General features: G+C 64.7%; 17 protein-coding genes and 1 other RNA gene. 6 read left to right on the top strand and 12 right to left on the bottom strand.

The window, feature by feature from the left end:
- Positions 1-70: 70 nt before the first annotated feature.
- The 3 genes from ABQZ00_RS13120 to ABQZ00_RS13110 all read right to left on the bottom strand — a co-directional run bounded on the left by ABQZ00_RS13120 (position 71) and on the right by ABQZ00_RS13110 (position 3,147).
- Positions 71-1,171, bottom strand: a complete 1,101-nt coding sequence (locus ABQZ00_RS13120; protein ID WP_055845291.1) for a Glu/Leu/Phe/Val dehydrogenase dimerization domain-containing protein — start codon at positions 1,169-1,171, stop codon at positions 71-73.
- Positions 1,172-1,327: 156 nt separating this feature from the next.
- Positions 1,328-2,584 (bottom strand): 2OG-Fe(II) oxygenase, encoded by a 1,257-nt coding sequence (locus ABQZ00_RS13115; RefSeq protein ID WP_323538136.1) that lies wholly within the window; start codon positions 2,582-2,584, stop codon positions 1,328-1,330.
- 35 nt (positions 2,585-2,619) lie between these two features.
- Positions 2,620-3,147 (bottom strand): YgjP-like metallopeptidase domain-containing protein, encoded by a 528-nt coding sequence (locus ABQZ00_RS13110; protein ID WP_323538137.1) that lies wholly within the window; start codon positions 3,145-3,147, stop codon positions 2,620-2,622.
- A gap of 395 nt (positions 3,148-3,542) precedes the next feature.
- Between ABQZ00_RS13110 and ABQZ00_RS13105 the strand changes: the two genes are divergently transcribed.
- A complete protein-coding gene (locus ABQZ00_RS13105; RefSeq protein ID WP_003489471.1) occupies positions 3,543-3,716 on the top strand; it encodes a DUF1328 domain-containing protein in 174 nt (57 codons plus the stop codon).
- A gap of 145 nt (positions 3,717-3,861) precedes the next feature.
- Here the strand turns inward: ABQZ00_RS13105 and ABQZ00_RS13100 are convergent, their stop codons facing one another.
- Positions 3,862-4,116 (bottom strand): DUF2789 domain-containing protein, encoded by a 255-nt coding sequence (locus tag ABQZ00_RS13100; RefSeq protein ID WP_115512183.1) that lies wholly within the window; start codon positions 4,114-4,116, stop codon positions 3,862-3,864.
- Between the two features lie 131 nt (positions 4,117-4,247).
- Here ABQZ00_RS13100 and ABQZ00_RS13095 point away from each other — a divergent pair, with 131 nt between their 5' ends.
- The gene (locus tag ABQZ00_RS13095; RefSeq protein ID WP_115512182.1) at positions 4,248-4,514 is read left to right on the top strand and encodes a DksA/TraR family C4-type zinc finger protein; all 267 of its coding nucleotides are present in this window, start codon (positions 4,248-4,250) and stop codon (positions 4,512-4,514) included.
- A gap of 145 nt (positions 4,515-4,659) precedes the next feature.
- On the opposite strand, the gene ABQZ00_RS13090 is transcribed toward ABQZ00_RS13095, so the two are convergent.
- Complete coding sequence (locus tag ABQZ00_RS13090; RefSeq protein ID WP_055845278.1) at positions 4,660-5,253, bottom strand: mechanosensitive ion channel domain-containing protein; 594 nt, start codon at positions 5,251-5,253, stop codon at positions 4,660-4,662.
- Between the two features lie 1,077 nt (positions 5,254-6,330).
- Between ABQZ00_RS13090 and ABQZ00_RS13085 the strand changes: the two genes are divergently transcribed.
- From ABQZ00_RS13085 to ABQZ00_RS13075, 3 genes are read left to right on the top strand one after another with little or no spacing between them, the layout of a single operon-like run.
- Positions 6,331-6,909, top strand: coding sequence for an RNA polymerase sigma factor (locus ABQZ00_RS13085; protein WP_323538138.1), 579 nt, complete (start codon positions 6,331-6,333; stop codon positions 6,907-6,909).
- Positions 6,906-7,460 (top strand): hypothetical protein, encoded by a 555-nt coding sequence (locus tag ABQZ00_RS13080; protein WP_323538139.1) that lies wholly within the window; start codon positions 6,906-6,908, stop codon positions 7,458-7,460. The genes ABQZ00_RS13085 and ABQZ00_RS13080 overlap by 4 nt, the downstream gene beginning before the upstream one ends.
- Before the next feature lie 11 nt (positions 7,461-7,471).
- Positions 7,472-8,356 carry a DUF4097 family beta strand repeat-containing protein gene (locus ABQZ00_RS13075; protein ID WP_323538140.1) on the top strand — a complete coding sequence of 295 codons (885 nt, stop codon included), beginning with the start codon at positions 7,472-7,474 and terminating at the stop codon, positions 8,354-8,356.
- A gap of 120 nt (positions 8,357-8,476) precedes the next feature.
- On the opposite strand, the gene ABQZ00_RS13070 is transcribed toward ABQZ00_RS13075, so the two are convergent.
- The 5 genes from ABQZ00_RS13070 to ABQZ00_RS13050 all read right to left on the bottom strand — a co-directional run bounded on the left by ABQZ00_RS13070 (position 8,477) and on the right by ABQZ00_RS13050 (position 12,360).
- Complete coding sequence (locus tag ABQZ00_RS13070; protein ID WP_010366034.1) at positions 8,477-8,662, bottom strand: hypothetical protein; 186 nt, start codon at positions 8,660-8,662, stop codon at positions 8,477-8,479.
- A gap of 188 nt (positions 8,663-8,850) precedes the next feature.
- Entirely contained in the window at positions 8,851-10,227 is a 1,377-nt protein-coding gene (locus ABQZ00_RS13065; RefSeq protein ID WP_323538141.1) for an Hsp70 family protein, read from the bottom strand.
- A gap of 123 nt (positions 10,228-10,350) precedes the next feature.
- Positions 10,351-10,824 carry an FKBP-type peptidyl-prolyl cis-trans isomerase gene (locus ABQZ00_RS13060; protein ID WP_055845266.1) on the bottom strand — a complete coding sequence of 158 codons (474 nt, stop codon included), beginning with the start codon at positions 10,822-10,824 and terminating at the stop codon, positions 10,351-10,353.
- Positions 10,825-11,069: 245 nt separating this feature from the next.
- Positions 11,070-11,146: non-coding RNA, sX9 sRNA (locus ABQZ00_RS13055), on the bottom strand.
- A gap of 167 nt (positions 11,147-11,313) precedes the next feature.
- Positions 11,314-12,360, bottom strand: coding sequence for a cation diffusion facilitator family transporter (locus ABQZ00_RS13050; protein ID WP_503064279.1), 1,047 nt, complete (start codon positions 12,358-12,360; stop codon positions 11,314-11,316).
- Positions 12,361-12,486: 126 nt separating this feature from the next.
- Between ABQZ00_RS13050 and ABQZ00_RS13045 the strand changes: the two genes are divergently transcribed.
- Positions 12,487-12,822 (top strand): zinc ribbon domain-containing protein YjdM, encoded by a 336-nt coding sequence (locus ABQZ00_RS13045; RefSeq protein WP_055845263.1) that lies wholly within the window; start codon positions 12,487-12,489, stop codon positions 12,820-12,822.
- Between the two features lie 113 nt (positions 12,823-12,935).
- Here the strand turns inward: ABQZ00_RS13045 and ABQZ00_RS13040 are convergent, their stop codons facing one another.
- Both ABQZ00_RS13040 and ABQZ00_RS13035 read right to left on the bottom strand, forming a co-directional pair.
- A complete protein-coding gene (locus ABQZ00_RS13040; protein WP_323538352.1) occupies positions 12,936-13,736 on the bottom strand; it encodes a hypothetical protein in 801 nt (266 codons plus the stop codon).
- Positions 13,737-13,910: 174 nt separating this feature from the next.
- A complete protein-coding gene (locus tag ABQZ00_RS13035; RefSeq protein WP_503064290.1) occupies positions 13,911-14,966 on the bottom strand; it encodes a L,D-transpeptidase in 1,056 nt (351 codons plus the stop codon).
- Positions 14,967-15,119: the final 153 nt, after the last annotated feature.

Raw genomic sequence — 15,119 nt, 5'->3', positions numbered from 1 at the left:
GGGCGTCGTGTGTGCGGCCGCGGTTGCGTCATCGCACGTGTCGTTAAATGCGGCCCGCCCGTTGGCGTGCTTATTCGCCGCGCAATTTATGCAAAAAACGCGGTGCAGTGCGGCCCAGCGGCAGTTTGAGTTTGCTGATGGCCTCGATGCGCGTTTCGGCAATTTGATCGGCTGCCTGCTGCGGCGATACGTTCAACTGCGTGGACAGGTCGAAGACCTTTTCCAGATTGTGATAAATGCTGCGGATCAGGCGCATGGCGCGCTCGCGGTTGTAGCCGTCGATCTCCAGCGACACATTCATCACCCCGCCGGCATTCACCACGTAATCGGGCGCATACAGAATGCCGCGCTTGTGCAGCTCGTCACCGATCGCAGCGCTGGCGAGCTGATTGTTGGCGGTGCCGCAGATGATCTTGGCCTTGAGCTGCGGCAAGGTGTTTTCGTTGATCGCACCTTCCAGTGCGCACGGTGCGAACACGTCGGCCGGCACCTGATGGATTTCGTCCGGGCGCACGGCTTCGGCGCCGTATTCGGCCACTGCGCGATCCACCAGCGCCTGATTCAGATCGGCCACATAGAGCTTTGCGCCGCGTTCCTTGAGCAATTTCACCAGTTCCATGCCGATATGGCCCAGGCCCTGGATCGCGATGCTCGCCTTGCCCACCTCTTCGTGGCCGAGCTTGCGATTGAGCGAGGCCATCAGCGCCTGCAACGCACCGTAGGCGGTAAATGGCGCTGGGTCGCCGGAGCCGCGATGCACCTGATGCACGCCGGTGACGTACTCGCTCTCCAGGTAGATCTGTTCCATGTCGTTGACGTCGGTGCCGACATCTTCGGAGGTGATGTAGCGCCCGCCCAAGGTGTCGACAAAACGGCCGAATGCGCGAAACAGCACCTCGCTCTTGTCGGTTTTGGGGTCGCCGATGATCACCGCTTTGCCGCCGCCGACATTCAGTCCCGCCAACGCGTTCTTGTAGGTCATGGTGCGGCTGAGCCGCAGCGCATCCGTAAGCGCCGCTTCGCTATCGGGGTAGGGGCGCATGCGCACGCCGCCCAGGGCCGGCCCGAGCCGCGTGCTATGTAGGGCGATGATGGCTTTGAGGCCGGCGTCGCGGTTGTGGCAGAAGATCACCTGCTCGTGACCGGTGGTATCGAGGGTTTCGAAAAGCATCGAAGGCTCCGCGGGGCTGCGTGATGTGCCTCCCCTGACACCGGGCATGCACCCGTGCACTGGGGAAACAAAAAAACGACGTCTGCAGACCCTGTCCGATCACGTCGCGCTGCAACATTTTAAACCACGTCAGTGGGGCGCAGTGTATGAACCTGTTCACCAATCCCGATAGCGTCGCTGCCGGAACCACAGCGTCGCCAGCCACTTGTTCCCGGCCGCGACCGGCAGGCCGGCATGCAGCGAATCAGGATCGGGCCGGCCATCGGCGTGCAGGTTGTCGAAACACACCACAGACCCTGCGCGGGGCGGCACGCAGACCCTTGCAACCGGGAAATCGGTCTGGCCACCTGCCTCGACCGCATTGAGATACACACAGACCGTGCGCAGGCGATTACCGGCAGCGGGACGATCAGCGGCGATTCTGCTGGCCGGCAGGTAGTCGCGATGCGCGCGATAGTGCTCCCCTGGTGCGTAGCACAGCACCGACAATGGCTCGGCATGCGTCAGCGGTAGCCGCGCACAAGCCGCCAGCCTCGCCTGCGCAGCGCGGGCAGCGAAGTCTTCCAGAATCGGGTCCAGCGTCGCGCCGCGGCTGGTGCGGATCGGCGTGCGCTGGCTGCTTGCATCATTCGGATCGAGCACCTGGGAGGCGCGCAGATGTGGGCGTGCCAGCAGGATCAATAGCCGGCACTCGTCGGCGGACAGCACCGCGGAGTGGCTTTCGATCGTTGGGCACTGGTGGAGCCGCGACGGCGCGCTGCGCGGGGTGAAGTGCATGTGCTCGCGCGCGCTGTCATCGACCGGATCGGGGGGCGCGATCTGGACCTCGGGGAGGGCCGTGACTCCCAGCGGCTGCAGTTGCCGCAGCAGGTGCTCTGCTGCGTCGGGCTGGGCGGTAATGCCTTCGCCGCGCAGCAGGCGCTCGGCGAGCAGCACCGCAGCTGGCACGTCGCCAGCCGATGCAGCCTGCTCCAGCAGGCGCACACAGTGTTGTTGCTGATGCGGGTGATCGATTCGACCGTATTGAATGGCTAGCGCGCGCAGCGCCGGCGGGTAGTGTGCGGTCGCAGCCGCGTGCAACCGCGCATGCGCTTGTGTTCCCAACTGCCCAGGGTCCTCGCCCACAGCCAGCGTCGCCAGCAGATACGACGCTGCAGCCACGCCGTTGTGTTCGGCGTGTTGCCAGTGCGCGATGGCCTGAGCCACATCCACTGGACCGCCGATGCCGTAGGCCAGCATGCGACCGGCTTCGATCTGGGCGGTGGCATCGCCTGCGGCTGCGCCACGGATGTACCAGGCGAGAGCTTGCTCCGTCTCACCGGCGCGCACCAGCGCCTGCGCCAACGCATTGATGGCCGCGGGCTGTTGGCCTTGTGCGGCGAGGGTGAGTTGCGCGAGGGACGAGGCGTGCATGGCTGCATCCTAATCCGTGACCCGGCACAACGCGATCAGCTGTCTGCTGCGAGTGCCAGGTGGGTCAGATACAGGCGCAGGTCGAATTCGAGCTGGTGGTAGTCCGGGGTCATGTGGTTGCACAGTTGATAGAAGGCCTTGTTGTGATCGGCCTCTTTCAAGTGCGCCAGCTCGTGGGCGACGATCATCTGCAGGAAGGGCTCCGGTGCATCCCGAAACACCGAGGCAATCCGAATTTCGCGACTGGCCTTGAGCCGGCCGCCGTGCACGCGCGAGATGGCCGTGTGCGTGCCCAACGCATGCTTCACCACCTGCAGGTGGTTGTCGTAGATCGCCTTGTGCAAGGTGGGCGAGGAGCGCATGTAACGCTCCTTCATCGCCTTGACGTAATCGTACAGATGGCGATCGGTACGAATGCTGTGTCGCTCCGGATAGCGCCGCGCCAGGACCGTGGCGAGCTTGTCCTGTGCGATCAGCTCGCGCACCTGATCCAGGACGGCGGGCGGATAACCGGTGAGATAGCGAAGAGTGTCCATGGCGATCGACTGCTGCAAGAGCTGCATGATCGCCGATGCTGGCGAATCTGTCTTAACCGTGAGGAGCAGACGCACTGCAGAGCGTTTGAATGGTTCCCGACGATTGCGGTCAATGAGATCAGTTTCATGCGGGGAAGCGCGATCAGCTCGCCTGCTGCGTGGTCGCTATCGACTCGATCAGTGTTGAAAGCAGCATTGATCGCGAGTTGCCTGGTGACGTCGACGAAGCGTCAACGCGCAGTGTCTTTGCAGGAAACCTGCACGCCGTTAGCGCTGAACGCCGCCTGCGTGTGGCAGCGTGTGTCAGGTGTATTCACGAATGCGGCACATGTGGATGGGTAGCGTGCAGCGCATGTTTTGCGGCGATGTGTCGCAAGCACACGATCGAACAACGGCAGCGTGCCGGATTAGGAGACAACAACATGATCAAGTGGGCCATTATCTTCGCCATCATCGGACTGATCGCCGGTGCGCTCGGATTCGGCGGGATGGCAGGCGCTGCGATGGGAATTGCCAAGTTCCTGTTCTGGGCCGGCATCATCATCGCCATCGTGCTGTTTGTGTTGGGCATGACGATCGCCAAGAAGGTGACCTGACGCGCAGTGTGCAGCTGGACGGTGTTGCGCTGTCAGCTGCACTGCTGCAAAAAAGAGCGGCCATTGGCCGCTCTTTTTCTATCAGCGCGTTGTACAGCGCGATCGCTGAAGGCGATCTCTACCTTAGGCATCAAGCCGGCCTGCGTCAGACGCCGGTATCGTCGGCGGTCGTATGCAGGGCGATATTGAGCTGGTCGATGGTCACGATCCAGTCGGCATCGTCGAGACGTTCTTCACGCAGCAACTGCGCTTGTGCGGGCGTCCAGAACGGCGCTTCTTCCAGGCGCATATCGCCCGGCAATGGCGAATGTTCGGCGATGAAGCTGCGAATGCTGGCCTCATCGGAGGCCAAGCCAAGTTGGGCGAACAATTCGGAGAACGGGTGGACAGGGTGTTCCATTGCAAATCCCTCGTGGGTGCGGATGACTGAATGTTAGAGCACCCAGTTTGAGGGCACTGTGCACGGCCGGCTTGGATTTGCCTGCGCCAATGACCATCTATCCAGCCTGACCAGATAAGGGTGAGACGATCATGGCGACCGGATGGGCGGGTGATGGGGCAGTGCAGGATCAGATCGATGCCACCGTCGAAGACGCGATCAAGCGTGCGCGCAGTCAGCTGCACCAGGGGCCGAGCCTGACCCATTGCGAAGCCTGCGATGCGCCGATTCCCGAAGCGCGACGCAAGGCCGTGCCTGGCGTGCAGTTTTGCGTGAACTGTCAGGAGGCGCACGACCTGGAGCAGGGCGCGCAAGGCGGATTCAACCGTCGCGGCAGCAAGGACAGCCAACTGCGTTGAGCGCGTTGGTGCGCTCGCGAACTGTGAGTGTCTTGTTGACCTCAAACATGCGTTGCCGAGAGCACATTGTTCCGGCAGGTGCGGACGTTTGGGAGCTTTCCGGTCGGCAACAACGGTGGCCCATTCCCTCCACGCACCTGTGTGCTCAGTTCGCGTTGAAACCGCTGCTTTCGCGCCACCGGCGCGTGGTGCGCTGGAAAAACAGGCTGTTGGGGACCTGCAGCACGCTGCCCGCATGGTCGCCGGTTTCTTCCAATGTCGTGTAGATCACGTTGATATCGATCACCCGTCCCTTCAGGCCGGGCTTGTCGCCACCTTCGAGCAGCTCGATGTGATCGTGCAGGCGGAACGGACGTGTGGTGATGATCAGGAAGGTGCAGAAGATATTGGATAGCACGCTCCATGCGGCGAAAAACGCCACCGCGCCAACCGCAGCAAAGCCGGTGAATGCCGTCCATAGCGTTTCGCTAGAGACACCGGCAACGTGCAAGACCATCAGCAACGCGCTGGTCGAAATGATGAAACTACCAACGCGACGAATACCGATCATCATCTCGGCGGGCACGTTGTAGCGCGTGCATACGCGCCGCAGCAATTGCCGCAATAATAGGCGTAGCAAGCCCGCCAAGGCGAGTATCAGCACGATCTTGATCGTTGGCACTGCGACTGCCAGCCACTCCGGGTTCCAGTGAGGCAACAGGCTGCGGATCATGGCGGGTAAGGGGTCGGACGCGGACATCAGATCAGGCAAAAAGCGGGGTGGACCGCCATTGTAACGGCGCAACCTGCACGCGACAGGTGCAGGGGATGAACATGCGCGCGCGCCTGGGTTGTCCGGCTGCAGCAGGCGCTGTCGCTACACCTCGTGCTTGTCCTGTTTTTTAAGGTGAGTGAGGTGGATGCGGACTGGCGAAACCGACGGTATTCCTGCGACGCAGCGATGCTCACGGCCGCGGCGACGCTAGATGCGCCGAACCAGATACCTGGCATGACAGCGCCGTACAACACTTGCCTAGCGGCTCTACAGATGCGTTAGTGGTCGGACCTCGATGCAATCGCGTCCTGCCGATGGCGGATGCGCGCTGGCTGGGAGCCACCTCGTCTTCGCTGTACCCGATTGTTGCCATTCAGTGCCGATACGCACGTCATGCGCGACCAAGACCGCCAAGCGCCGCCAGGTCTGCGCGATCGCGTGGACCGGTGCCCACTGATCCGGTCTACTGGCACCGATGCAGGAGTCCTGCTCCATGGTGGCATGCAGTAGGCAGACGTCGATCCGGGCATGCGTCACCCTGAGCTGCACTGCGTCCAGTCGCTGCACTTGGGGGCAGTGGGACGTGCACAAGGCCAGAGCCAGTCCAAGCAGGTGTGGCATGACGATCTCCAACGTAAACCAGGCGCTACGCCGCAGTAGCGTCGGCGGGCGGCGATGCGGCGCGGGAGTGCGCCATTGCAGACTTGGATGCGGTGGCCGGCCAAAAGGTTTGGAGCTGCGAACATGCGTACTGCGCTTACCGGCAGGCGGCCGTGGCCGGGAATCGGCAGGGACTACCTGTAAGCCTGGCTCTGAGTGCGTTGCCCGCGCACCACCTGACGACTGCTCGCTACGCTTTATCGGCCGCTCTCGCAGTGGTGATCGGCTGCTGCGCTGAGTATTAGCGAGCACTACAGCGATTGCAGTGGCGAGACGGCTGTTCGCCACGGATCCAGCCATGCGGCACCGCCAGCACTGGCCAGGGCTCGCGCCGTTCTGCGGGCTTCCAAAAAAGTTTGCGCGGGTTTAAACCATTGCGCTGTTCGGTGCATCCAACTGGCTATGCTCGACACCTCCGTGCCCATCGATGCCCTGCCGTGTGCCACCCCCGCCGACCGCGACGATGCGGCGTTGGCGCGTGCGGCAGCGGCTGGCGAGCGTGCAGCGTATGAGGCGATCTATCGCCGTCACTCGCCGCGGTTGTATGCGCTGGTCTGGCGTTTGTGTGGCGGCAATGCCGCGCGCGCCGATGACGTATTGCAGGACACCTTCATCGCCGCGTGGAAGGCATTGCCGCAGTTTCGCTTCCAGAGTGCGTTGGGCACCTGGTTGCATCGGCTTGCCGTCAATACCGCGTTGATGGAGCTGCGCGCGCGTGCGGCGTTTGGCGATCACGCCAGTGACGACACCGAGCTTGCGGCAGTTCCCGACGCAGCGGGTTGTCACTCGATCCGGATGGATCTGGAGCGCGCCTTGGAAACGTTGCCGCCGCGCGCCAGGGCGGTGCTGGTGCTGCACGATATCGAAGGCTGGAAACACCAGGAAATTGCCGATCAATTGCAGATGGCAGTCGGCAGTTCGAAGGCACAACTGCATCGCGCGCGCGGTCTGTTGCGCGCGCGGCTTGGAGAACACGCATGACCCCCGACCACCCCGACCACCCCGACCACCCTGATCGCATCGAAGCCGAGTCCCGGGCCGAAGACGCTGCGCTGGTTGCGCGCTTGCAGGCATTGCCGCAGCAGCGCTTGCCGCCTGCGCAGCTGTGGGAGCGCATCGCGCCAGCGCTGGTGCCGCATGCCACTGTGGTGGCACGCCGGCCGCGTCGTCGTCGCTGGGCGCTGCCGGTGCTTGGCGTTGCGTTGGCAGCGGTCGTGGCCTTGGTCGCTGTCGTGCCCGGCATCAGGCAGCACACATCGCCGCCGCGTGCTGCGCAGCCGGCGCTGGTGGCGCAGGCGCAGGCGATGGCCGGGCAATACCAGCAGGCCATCGCCCAGGTTCCGCTGCAGCAGGTGCCGGCCGATCTGCGGCCTGCGCTGGACGAGCTGGATCAAAGCGCGCGGGCCATCCACGCGGCCATCGCGCAGAGTCCGCAGTCCGCCTTTTTGTTGTCGCAACTGCAGCGCACCTACGCCAAACGGCTGCAATTGACCCGTCTTGCCTCTCAGGGCGAGGCATCCTTCCCAAGTTGAGGAGCATGTTCATGCGCTACGCACATCTTTCCCTGTTGCTATTGGCTGCGGTTTGCGCTGCGCCTGCGGCGGCCCAAACGGCGGTCAATCAGAGTCATCCGCTGGCACGTGGCGGGCGCGTGGAGCTGGAAAACATCGCCGGGCAGATCCGTGTGCGTGGGTGGGACCGCGACGAGGTGGCGCTGACCGGCACCTTGGGCGAGGGCCAGCGGCTGGATGTCGATGCGAGTTCGAATCGGCTGCAATTGGAAGTGATCTATCCGCATACCAGCCGCAGTAGCAAGGGGGCGCAGCTGGAGTTGCGCGTGCCGCGCGGCGCCATGCTGCAGGTGGCTGCGGTCAGCGCGTCGGTCGATGTGGACCAGGTCGATCTTGCGCAGCTGCGGCTCAAATCCGTCAGTGGCGACGTAGTGGCGCGCGGTCGTGCCAAGGAAGCGCAGCTGGAGACGGTTAGTGGGACGTTGCGCAGCACGGTGAGCAGCGGGCGGGTGACGCTGGGCACGGTCAGTGGGCAAATCGACGCGCAAGCCGGCGCCAGCGGCGTGGTGTCGGCCGAGTCCGTTTCCGGTGATATCCGGATCGGCGCGGGACAGGTCTCGCAGTTGCGTTCGCAAAGCGTGTCTGGCTCAGCCTCGGTCACGGTGGCCGGGCTGGCGCCGGGCGGCAGCATCTCTTCAGAGAGTGTCAGCGGCACGATCACGCTGGGCGTGCCGCGCAACGTCTCGGCGGCGCTGAATGTGGAGGTCTTCAGTGGCGACATCCACTCGGTTGCCGGGCGGGTGGAGCGGCCTGAGTACGGCCCTGGCAAGAGCCTGCGCGCGACGCTGGGAGCCGGCAACGGCGATATCAAACTGGAGTCGCACTCGGGTTCGGTGCGTATCGACTACAGCAACTGACGCCGAAAACAGACGTGCCACCTTGCGGTGGCACGTCGGTAACACTTCAAGGCAACCCTTGGCGGCAGCTATCGCAAGCGCGCGCTGCGATGCGGGCGCAAGTGACAGCGTGCTCGCTGCTTACGCGATCTTGTCGCCGTCGTTGCGGGCGGGGCCGAAGTTGGTGGTGAGCACTTCGATCCGGCCGCCGGTCTTGCGGAACGCGGCGATGTCGGCAGCGATACGCTCACGACTGAGCGGCTGCGACTTGCCTTCGCTGCGAGCGATGCTGGGCTGGGATTTCTGCTTGGTCGCGGGACGTGCCATGTGGCCTCCTGTAGCGGGGAAGTGCAATGACACCGCGTGCGGCGAGGGTGGTGCGCGCGAAAGCGGTGTCGAGAAGTGCGATCGCGTTCGGTGCGCAATCGCGGCGGCACGACGGGCGTGCCTTGCAGGCGAGACGGCTGAGCGTCAGGCAGCAACCGCGCATTATAGGCACTGAGCGCCGATTTGTGTTAACCGTCCGACGGGCGGGCGCTCTGGGCCGCCGCCCAAGCCAGGCCCTGCACCACGCCGAACGAGGGATCGCCATGCACCATGCGCGATTCCGGAAAGGCCGCCGCTACGGTGTCGCGGATATAGCCGGCGCGCGACATGCCGCCCGTCAGGAACAGGGTGGCCGGCGGTGCGGCCATGTCGGCCCGCACCTGCGCAAGCAAACCTTCCAGCTCGCGCAAATAGCTGGAAGCGGACGCCACCAGTGCGCTGGCCTGCACGTCCACGCCCAGCCCGCGTTCGATGAACTCCAGCGATGCCTGGTGCTGGTCGAGCTCGCTGAGCGCGATCTTGCAGGCTTCCACGCCGCGATACAGGCGCGCGGTATTGCCGGTGTCCTGTAATGCCTGCAGGCGCTTGTCGAACGGGGCAGGCACGTCCTGGTATTTGTGCAGGCGGAATTCGCGTTGGCGGGTCATGTCCTGCACCATCGCCGCTTCCACATAGTGGTGCGCCGGCACGCGGGTGATGCCGCGGCCGAACAGCGGCATGTAGGCGGCGAGACTGAGCGCCAGATCGATATCGGTACCGCCGCGCGGAATGCCCCAGGCGCGATGCACCTGCGGCGGGGCACTGCCGCCGACGCTGGCATGCGCGATGTCGGTGGTGCCGCCGCCGATGTCCACCACCACCGTGTCGTGCCGGGTGTCGTGGCTGACGTGATAGTGCATCGCTGCCGCTGCGGGTTCTTCGAGAAACTCCACGCTGTCGAAACCGGCGGCGATGGCGGCGGTCTGCAAAATCTCCAGCGCCTGTGCATTGCCGGCTTCGCCGATCGAACTGCGAAATTGCACCGGGCGGCCGAGCACGGCGTTGCGGATGTTGAGATCGAACTGGCGCGAGGCGGTGAGACGGATATGTTCCAGCACGTGCGTGGCGATGCCGGTGATGGTCTGGCGCGCGCGCGGGTGCAGGTTGTAGCCCAGCATCGACTTGGGGCTTTGCACCAGATTGCCTTCGCCTTCGAGGAAGTAGGCATCCAGCGCGTCGTCGCCGTACACCGCGTTCTGCAGCAGCGCCGCCGAGCTGCGCGGCTCGCGCACCTGCTCTTCCATCCATTGCCGGCGCACGATGCGCAACGCCTCGCGGCGCAGGCTGTCCTGATTTGGGGTACGGCCGGCGGCAGTCGCATCGCGGCGGGCGGAGTCGATCAAGCGCTCCATCTCGTATTCCAGCGCGGGCGTGAGGCTGAAATTCTCTGGATCGCGCATGGTGTCGGGGAAATACACCGTGGTGCGGAACTGCAAGGCCTCACCGAAGCGCACCGGTTGCACCTGCCCGTCGACGATCGCCGCGGCGGCGGAGTTGCTAGTACCGAAGTCGATGCCGAGTTTCATGCAGAGTGCCTGAGAGCGGGCCGCGCACTTTACTACGGCTGCCGCGTCCACCGTCCAGACCGGCGCGCAGGCATTGCGCCCGGGCCGATGTGCCGCGTGCCGGGCGGCACGCGGCATCTTGCATCAGGCTGCGATGTCGTCGACGTGGCCCTGGTTCAATTCATCGGTAGTGGCTTCGCGCACTTCAACCACTTCGACTGCAAAGTGCAGGGTCTGCCCGGCCAGCGGGTGATTGCCGTCCACGGTCACCTGCTCCGGGCCGACGTCGGTCACGGTCACCAGGACCGGGCCCTGTTGAGTGCGGGCTTCGAACTGCACGCCGGGCACGACGTCGACATCGGTGGGGAAGGCATCGCGTGGCACGTGCTGGATCAGCTGCTCATGACGTGGGCCATAGCCTTGTTCGGGCGCAACGTCGGCAGTGAGCGTGTCGCCGATGCGCTTGCCGTCCAGTGCCTGCTCCAGGCCGGGGACGATGTTGCCGGCACCGTGCAGATAGCTCAGCGGGGTGTCCGGGGTGGAGCGGTCCAGTACCAGGCCGCTGTCATCGGACAGCGTGTAGTGAATGGTCGCAACGCGACCTTGGCTGATTTCCATTGGAAACCTCCATGACGGGTGATCGAGGGGAGTGCATCGGCTGATTCACGATGCGAAGAGATGCTGCCTGCACACCGTAGGCAATCGCAGTGGATCATGCAACCGCAGCAGGCGTTGCGGTTTGGGCGAGGATCAGCTTGGTGCACTGCATGGCACGGCGCTGCTGCAAGCCAGTGCGGTACCACGCAGGCTTGTGTGCGACGTTTGTGCGGTTCGGCTCGCTACACGGCCCGTGTAGCAAGAGCGGCTAGCAACACATAGCGAGCAGTGGCCAGAGAGGTGTGGACGGCGTGCTCAATACCGGAGTGCACGCGTGGTCCATGTCGCACCGCGCACCCGCCGCGCTCGCCTGGCGGTGAGTACAGTCGTCTTGTTGGCTGTTCTAATGCGTTTGCCGCCGGTTCGCTACTTCACGGTACAGCACGCATGGCGCTAAAACGCCGCACATCGAGCGCGCAGCGCAGCTGCATTAGCCGACTGTGTGCGCATTCACTCCGTCTGCGCGCCACGCTCGATCTGTGCGCGGCGCGCGCGCCAGGTTTCCGGTGTTTGCGGTTTGATAAACAACGCGGTGAGCTCGGGATGCTGGCGCTTGGCTGCCGCTTCGATGCGCCCGACGCAGGCCTCGATCTGCGGCGTGGTGCGGCTGTCTTCGAACTCGGCGCTGAGCGCGGCAACCACCTGGTTCGGGCCCATCTGCATGGTCAGCACGCCGTTGGCGGCGCGCACATCCGGGTCGCTGGCGGCAATGCGGAGCAGCGACTCGGTGACATGCGCATGCGCGGGTTCGCCGATCAGCAAGCCCTTGGTTTCGCGCGCCAGCAGGAACGCGGTGAAAGCGAGCACACCGGCAATGCCGATCGATGCGATGCCGTCGAGCTCGGGCATGTCGAACAGCTGTGCGCCGGCCAGGCCAAGCAGTGCCATGAACAGGCCGATCAACGCCGCGCTGTCTTCCAGCAAGACAGTAAAGGTGCTGGGATCCTTGCTCTGGCGAAACGCCTCGAAGTAGCCCATGCGGCCCTTTTTGGCGCGGAATTCGCGCAGTGCCACCACCCAGGAGATGCCTTCGAACACGATCGAGACACCGAGCACGCAATAGGCGACAAGATGGCTCTTGGCCGGCTCGGGATGACGCAGATGCACGATGCCTTCGTAGAGCGAGACGCCGGCACCCATCGCAAATACCAACAGCGCGACGATGAAACTCCAGAAGTACAGCTCGCGCCCGTAGCCGAATGGGTGTGTCGGCGTAGGTGCTTGCGCGGCACGACGCAAGCCGTACAGCAGCAGCACCTCGTTAACGGTGTCCACCAGCGAATGCACACCTTCGCTGAGCATGGCCGAGCTGCCGGAAATGCCTGCAGCAATGAATTTGGCCACTGCGATGGACAGATTGCCGGCCAGCGCGACGTAAACCACCAGGTGCGAGCCCTTGGGTTTTGCAGGGCCGCCGGACCCGGCATCGCTGGGTCCGCCGTCGGCGTTGCCAGCGTGTGCGGCGCTCGATGTGGGGGACACTGGCGGGTTGGACACGTGCGACCTGCTGGGTATTCGATAAGCGCTGCACTATCGCGCCGTGGCCGTGGCCGTGCCGGGTGCGTGATCGTGATCGTAGCGCCGGGGAGCTACAATCCACGCCCGTTTCGATCAAGGAATTGCATGTCTACCGTTCCCGCCTGCCCGCAATGCGGCCAGGACAACACCTATGCCGACGGCGCGTTGTCGATCTGCGCGGAGTGCGGTTTCGAATGGAGTGCAGGCGAGGCCACCGCGAGCGCGACGGTCGTGCGCGACAGCAACGGCAACGTGTTGCAGGCCGGCGATACGGTGACGGTGATCAAGGATCTCAAGGTCAAGGGCGCGTCGATTCCGCTCAAGCAGGGCACGGTGATCCGCAATATCCGCCTGGTCGAAGACGATGCCGAACATATCGAAGGCAACTCGGAAAAGATCAAGGGGCTGGTGCTGAAGACCTGCTTCTTGCGCAAGGCGTGAGCGTCACCCGCGGGTAAGTCGCTCGCGCAGGAATGCGCTTGTGCGCAATGCGGGCAGCAGAGCTGCACCGCGCGCTCCCGCGGTGCAGTGCAGCGCCTGTCTTGCAGGCGTCGTCAATCGCGCGGATACACCGCCGCCACCATGCAGCTCTGGCGCATCCGCGCAAACTGCCCGCCGCGCATGGTGCTCAGGTCGCCTTGCTGGCCCGTTCCGACGCCTGCGCCGGCAAGGCCGATTTCGTCGAGGACATCGACCTTGTCGCCGGGATTGCCGCAGATCGCATTCAAGCCCATGCCGGACACGAAGCGGATCGGCGGTGCGCCGCTGAGTTCGCGGCAGCTGTCCATCAACTCGACGCGATAATGGCGATGCGTGCCGGGGTGGCGTGGCGACACTTCCACCACCAGGCCCTGCGCGTCTTCCGACCAGGCGCGCAGCATGCTGGGATTGAAGCAGTAGCTGGACGAGCCGGCGAAGTTGCGACGACGTGCTTCGCGCACGCTGACGCCTTCCAGCGTGGGCACACCGTCGCGGTCGCGCTGCCGGGCAATGCCGGCGTAGTCGCGCGCGCTGAGCGTGGTGACCTGGCCAATCGCGCACCGTTGCTGCCCGACGCTGACATACGCCTGCGCGCCATTGCAGACCCAACCGTGCGGCGCGAGCAGATTGGCATCTGCCTGCGCGGCGAGCTGTGGGCAGTCCTGCGCCAACTGCAGGCGGAACAGGCGTCCGTCGTGTTGTGCTACAGCGAGCGTGCGCGCATCGGCCTGATGCAATTCCGTCACCTGGCGCGCATCCAGGCAGTCCGCGCTTGGCGGCGCAGGACGCGTGGTTTGTGCCGATGCATCGGCCATGGTGCATGCCACAACGTTGATGCCGAACAGAACCGCAGCGAGCAGGCGCATCACGCACATCCTTGGCAATGAGGTAACCGCATCATGTGCCAGCAGCGCTGTGCTGACAATCGCGCATCCGCAGCGAAGGAGCACCCGGTCGAAACAACACGCCGCGCGCTGGGGATGGCGGCATGCAGTACGCAGCGAACGCCGCAGTGGCCGGCCTGTCCAGGCAGCGCGCTGATAGCGCGCTCATGGCGTTTCAGGCGGGTCCGAATCCAGCACCTGCAGCTTGGCGCCGGTGGTCTCGGGCAGGATGCGCTGGTCGGTGGCGACCAACACCACGCCGGGGGTCAGCAGCGGCAACAGCCCGGCCAGAAATGCGGGCGGTACCTGCAGGCGCGCGACGGTGGCGGCATCCAGCGCCTGCCCTGCGGCGGCAGTACTGCCGGGAATGCCGATCCGCATCCAGTTGGGCATGCGCTGACCGGGCAGCCCGGGGAGGTCGCCCGGCAAAAAGCCCTGGCCGACGATGAAAGCCTGCGTGCCCAGCGGTGCCGCGCCGGGCTCCGCGTGCAAGGCGACCTGCGCGCGCCCGATTTCCACACCGTTGCGGTAGACCACCAGTTGCTGGTCGGCACTGCTGATCAGCATCGAGATCGGGCCGGCCGGCGCCAGATCCGGCTGCCAGGCAAATGCCTGGCCGTTGGGTAGCGGCAGCAAGGCGCGCTCGGCGCCGGTGGTGGGATCGATCGGGCTGAGCGCGCGTGGATGCACCACATCGTCGGCACTGATGCCGGCCTGCGCGACCACCACCACCATGCCCATGTTGGAATTGTCGAACAGCAATCGCGCAAACTCGGACGGCAGATGCACGCAACCGTGCGACTCCGGATAGCCGGGCAGGCCGCCGGCGTGCAAGGCGACGCCGTCCCAGGTCAGCCGCTGCTGATACGGCATGGGGGCGGCGTTGTAGATGTTGGAGCGGTGGTCCTTGTCCTTCTGCAGGATGGTGAACACACCGGTCGGCGTTTCGTGCCCGGGCTTGCCGGAGCTGATGGTGGACACGCCGATCAGAATGCCGTTGCGATATGCATAGGCGCGTTGTTCGGTCAGGCTGACAATCACCGCCATTGGCCCCCAGCCTTTGCTGACGCCACCCCAGATCCATTCGCCCGGCTTGAGTTGCGTGGGCAGGGTATCGGCAGGGCTGGACTGGCGCGCGCCCCAGAACGGCACGGCAAGCGCTTGCCCGCCGATCAGCAGCGTGCAGCACAGGGCAAACGAGAAAAAGCGGCGCATTGGAATTCCAGCAGCAAGGGCCGCCTGGATGCTATCCGGATGCAACGGGCGCGTCATGTAGCGGCGCTGTGGTGTCGGCGCGTCACGCGAAGGGTGGCCTTGCACGCAGGCTGATCAACCGGGCTGGTCTGCGGTCGCCGCGCTGCGCGGCGTCACGCG

The organism is Xanthomonas sp. WHRI 10204, from assembly GCF_040202875.1.
In the GTDB taxonomy this organism is placed as follows: domain Bacteria; phylum Pseudomonadota; class Gammaproteobacteria; order Xanthomonadales; family Xanthomonadaceae; genus Xanthomonas.
The sequence above is the reverse complement of the archived record's forward strand: the minus strand, read 5'-3'. Positions and strand labels throughout refer to the sequence as shown.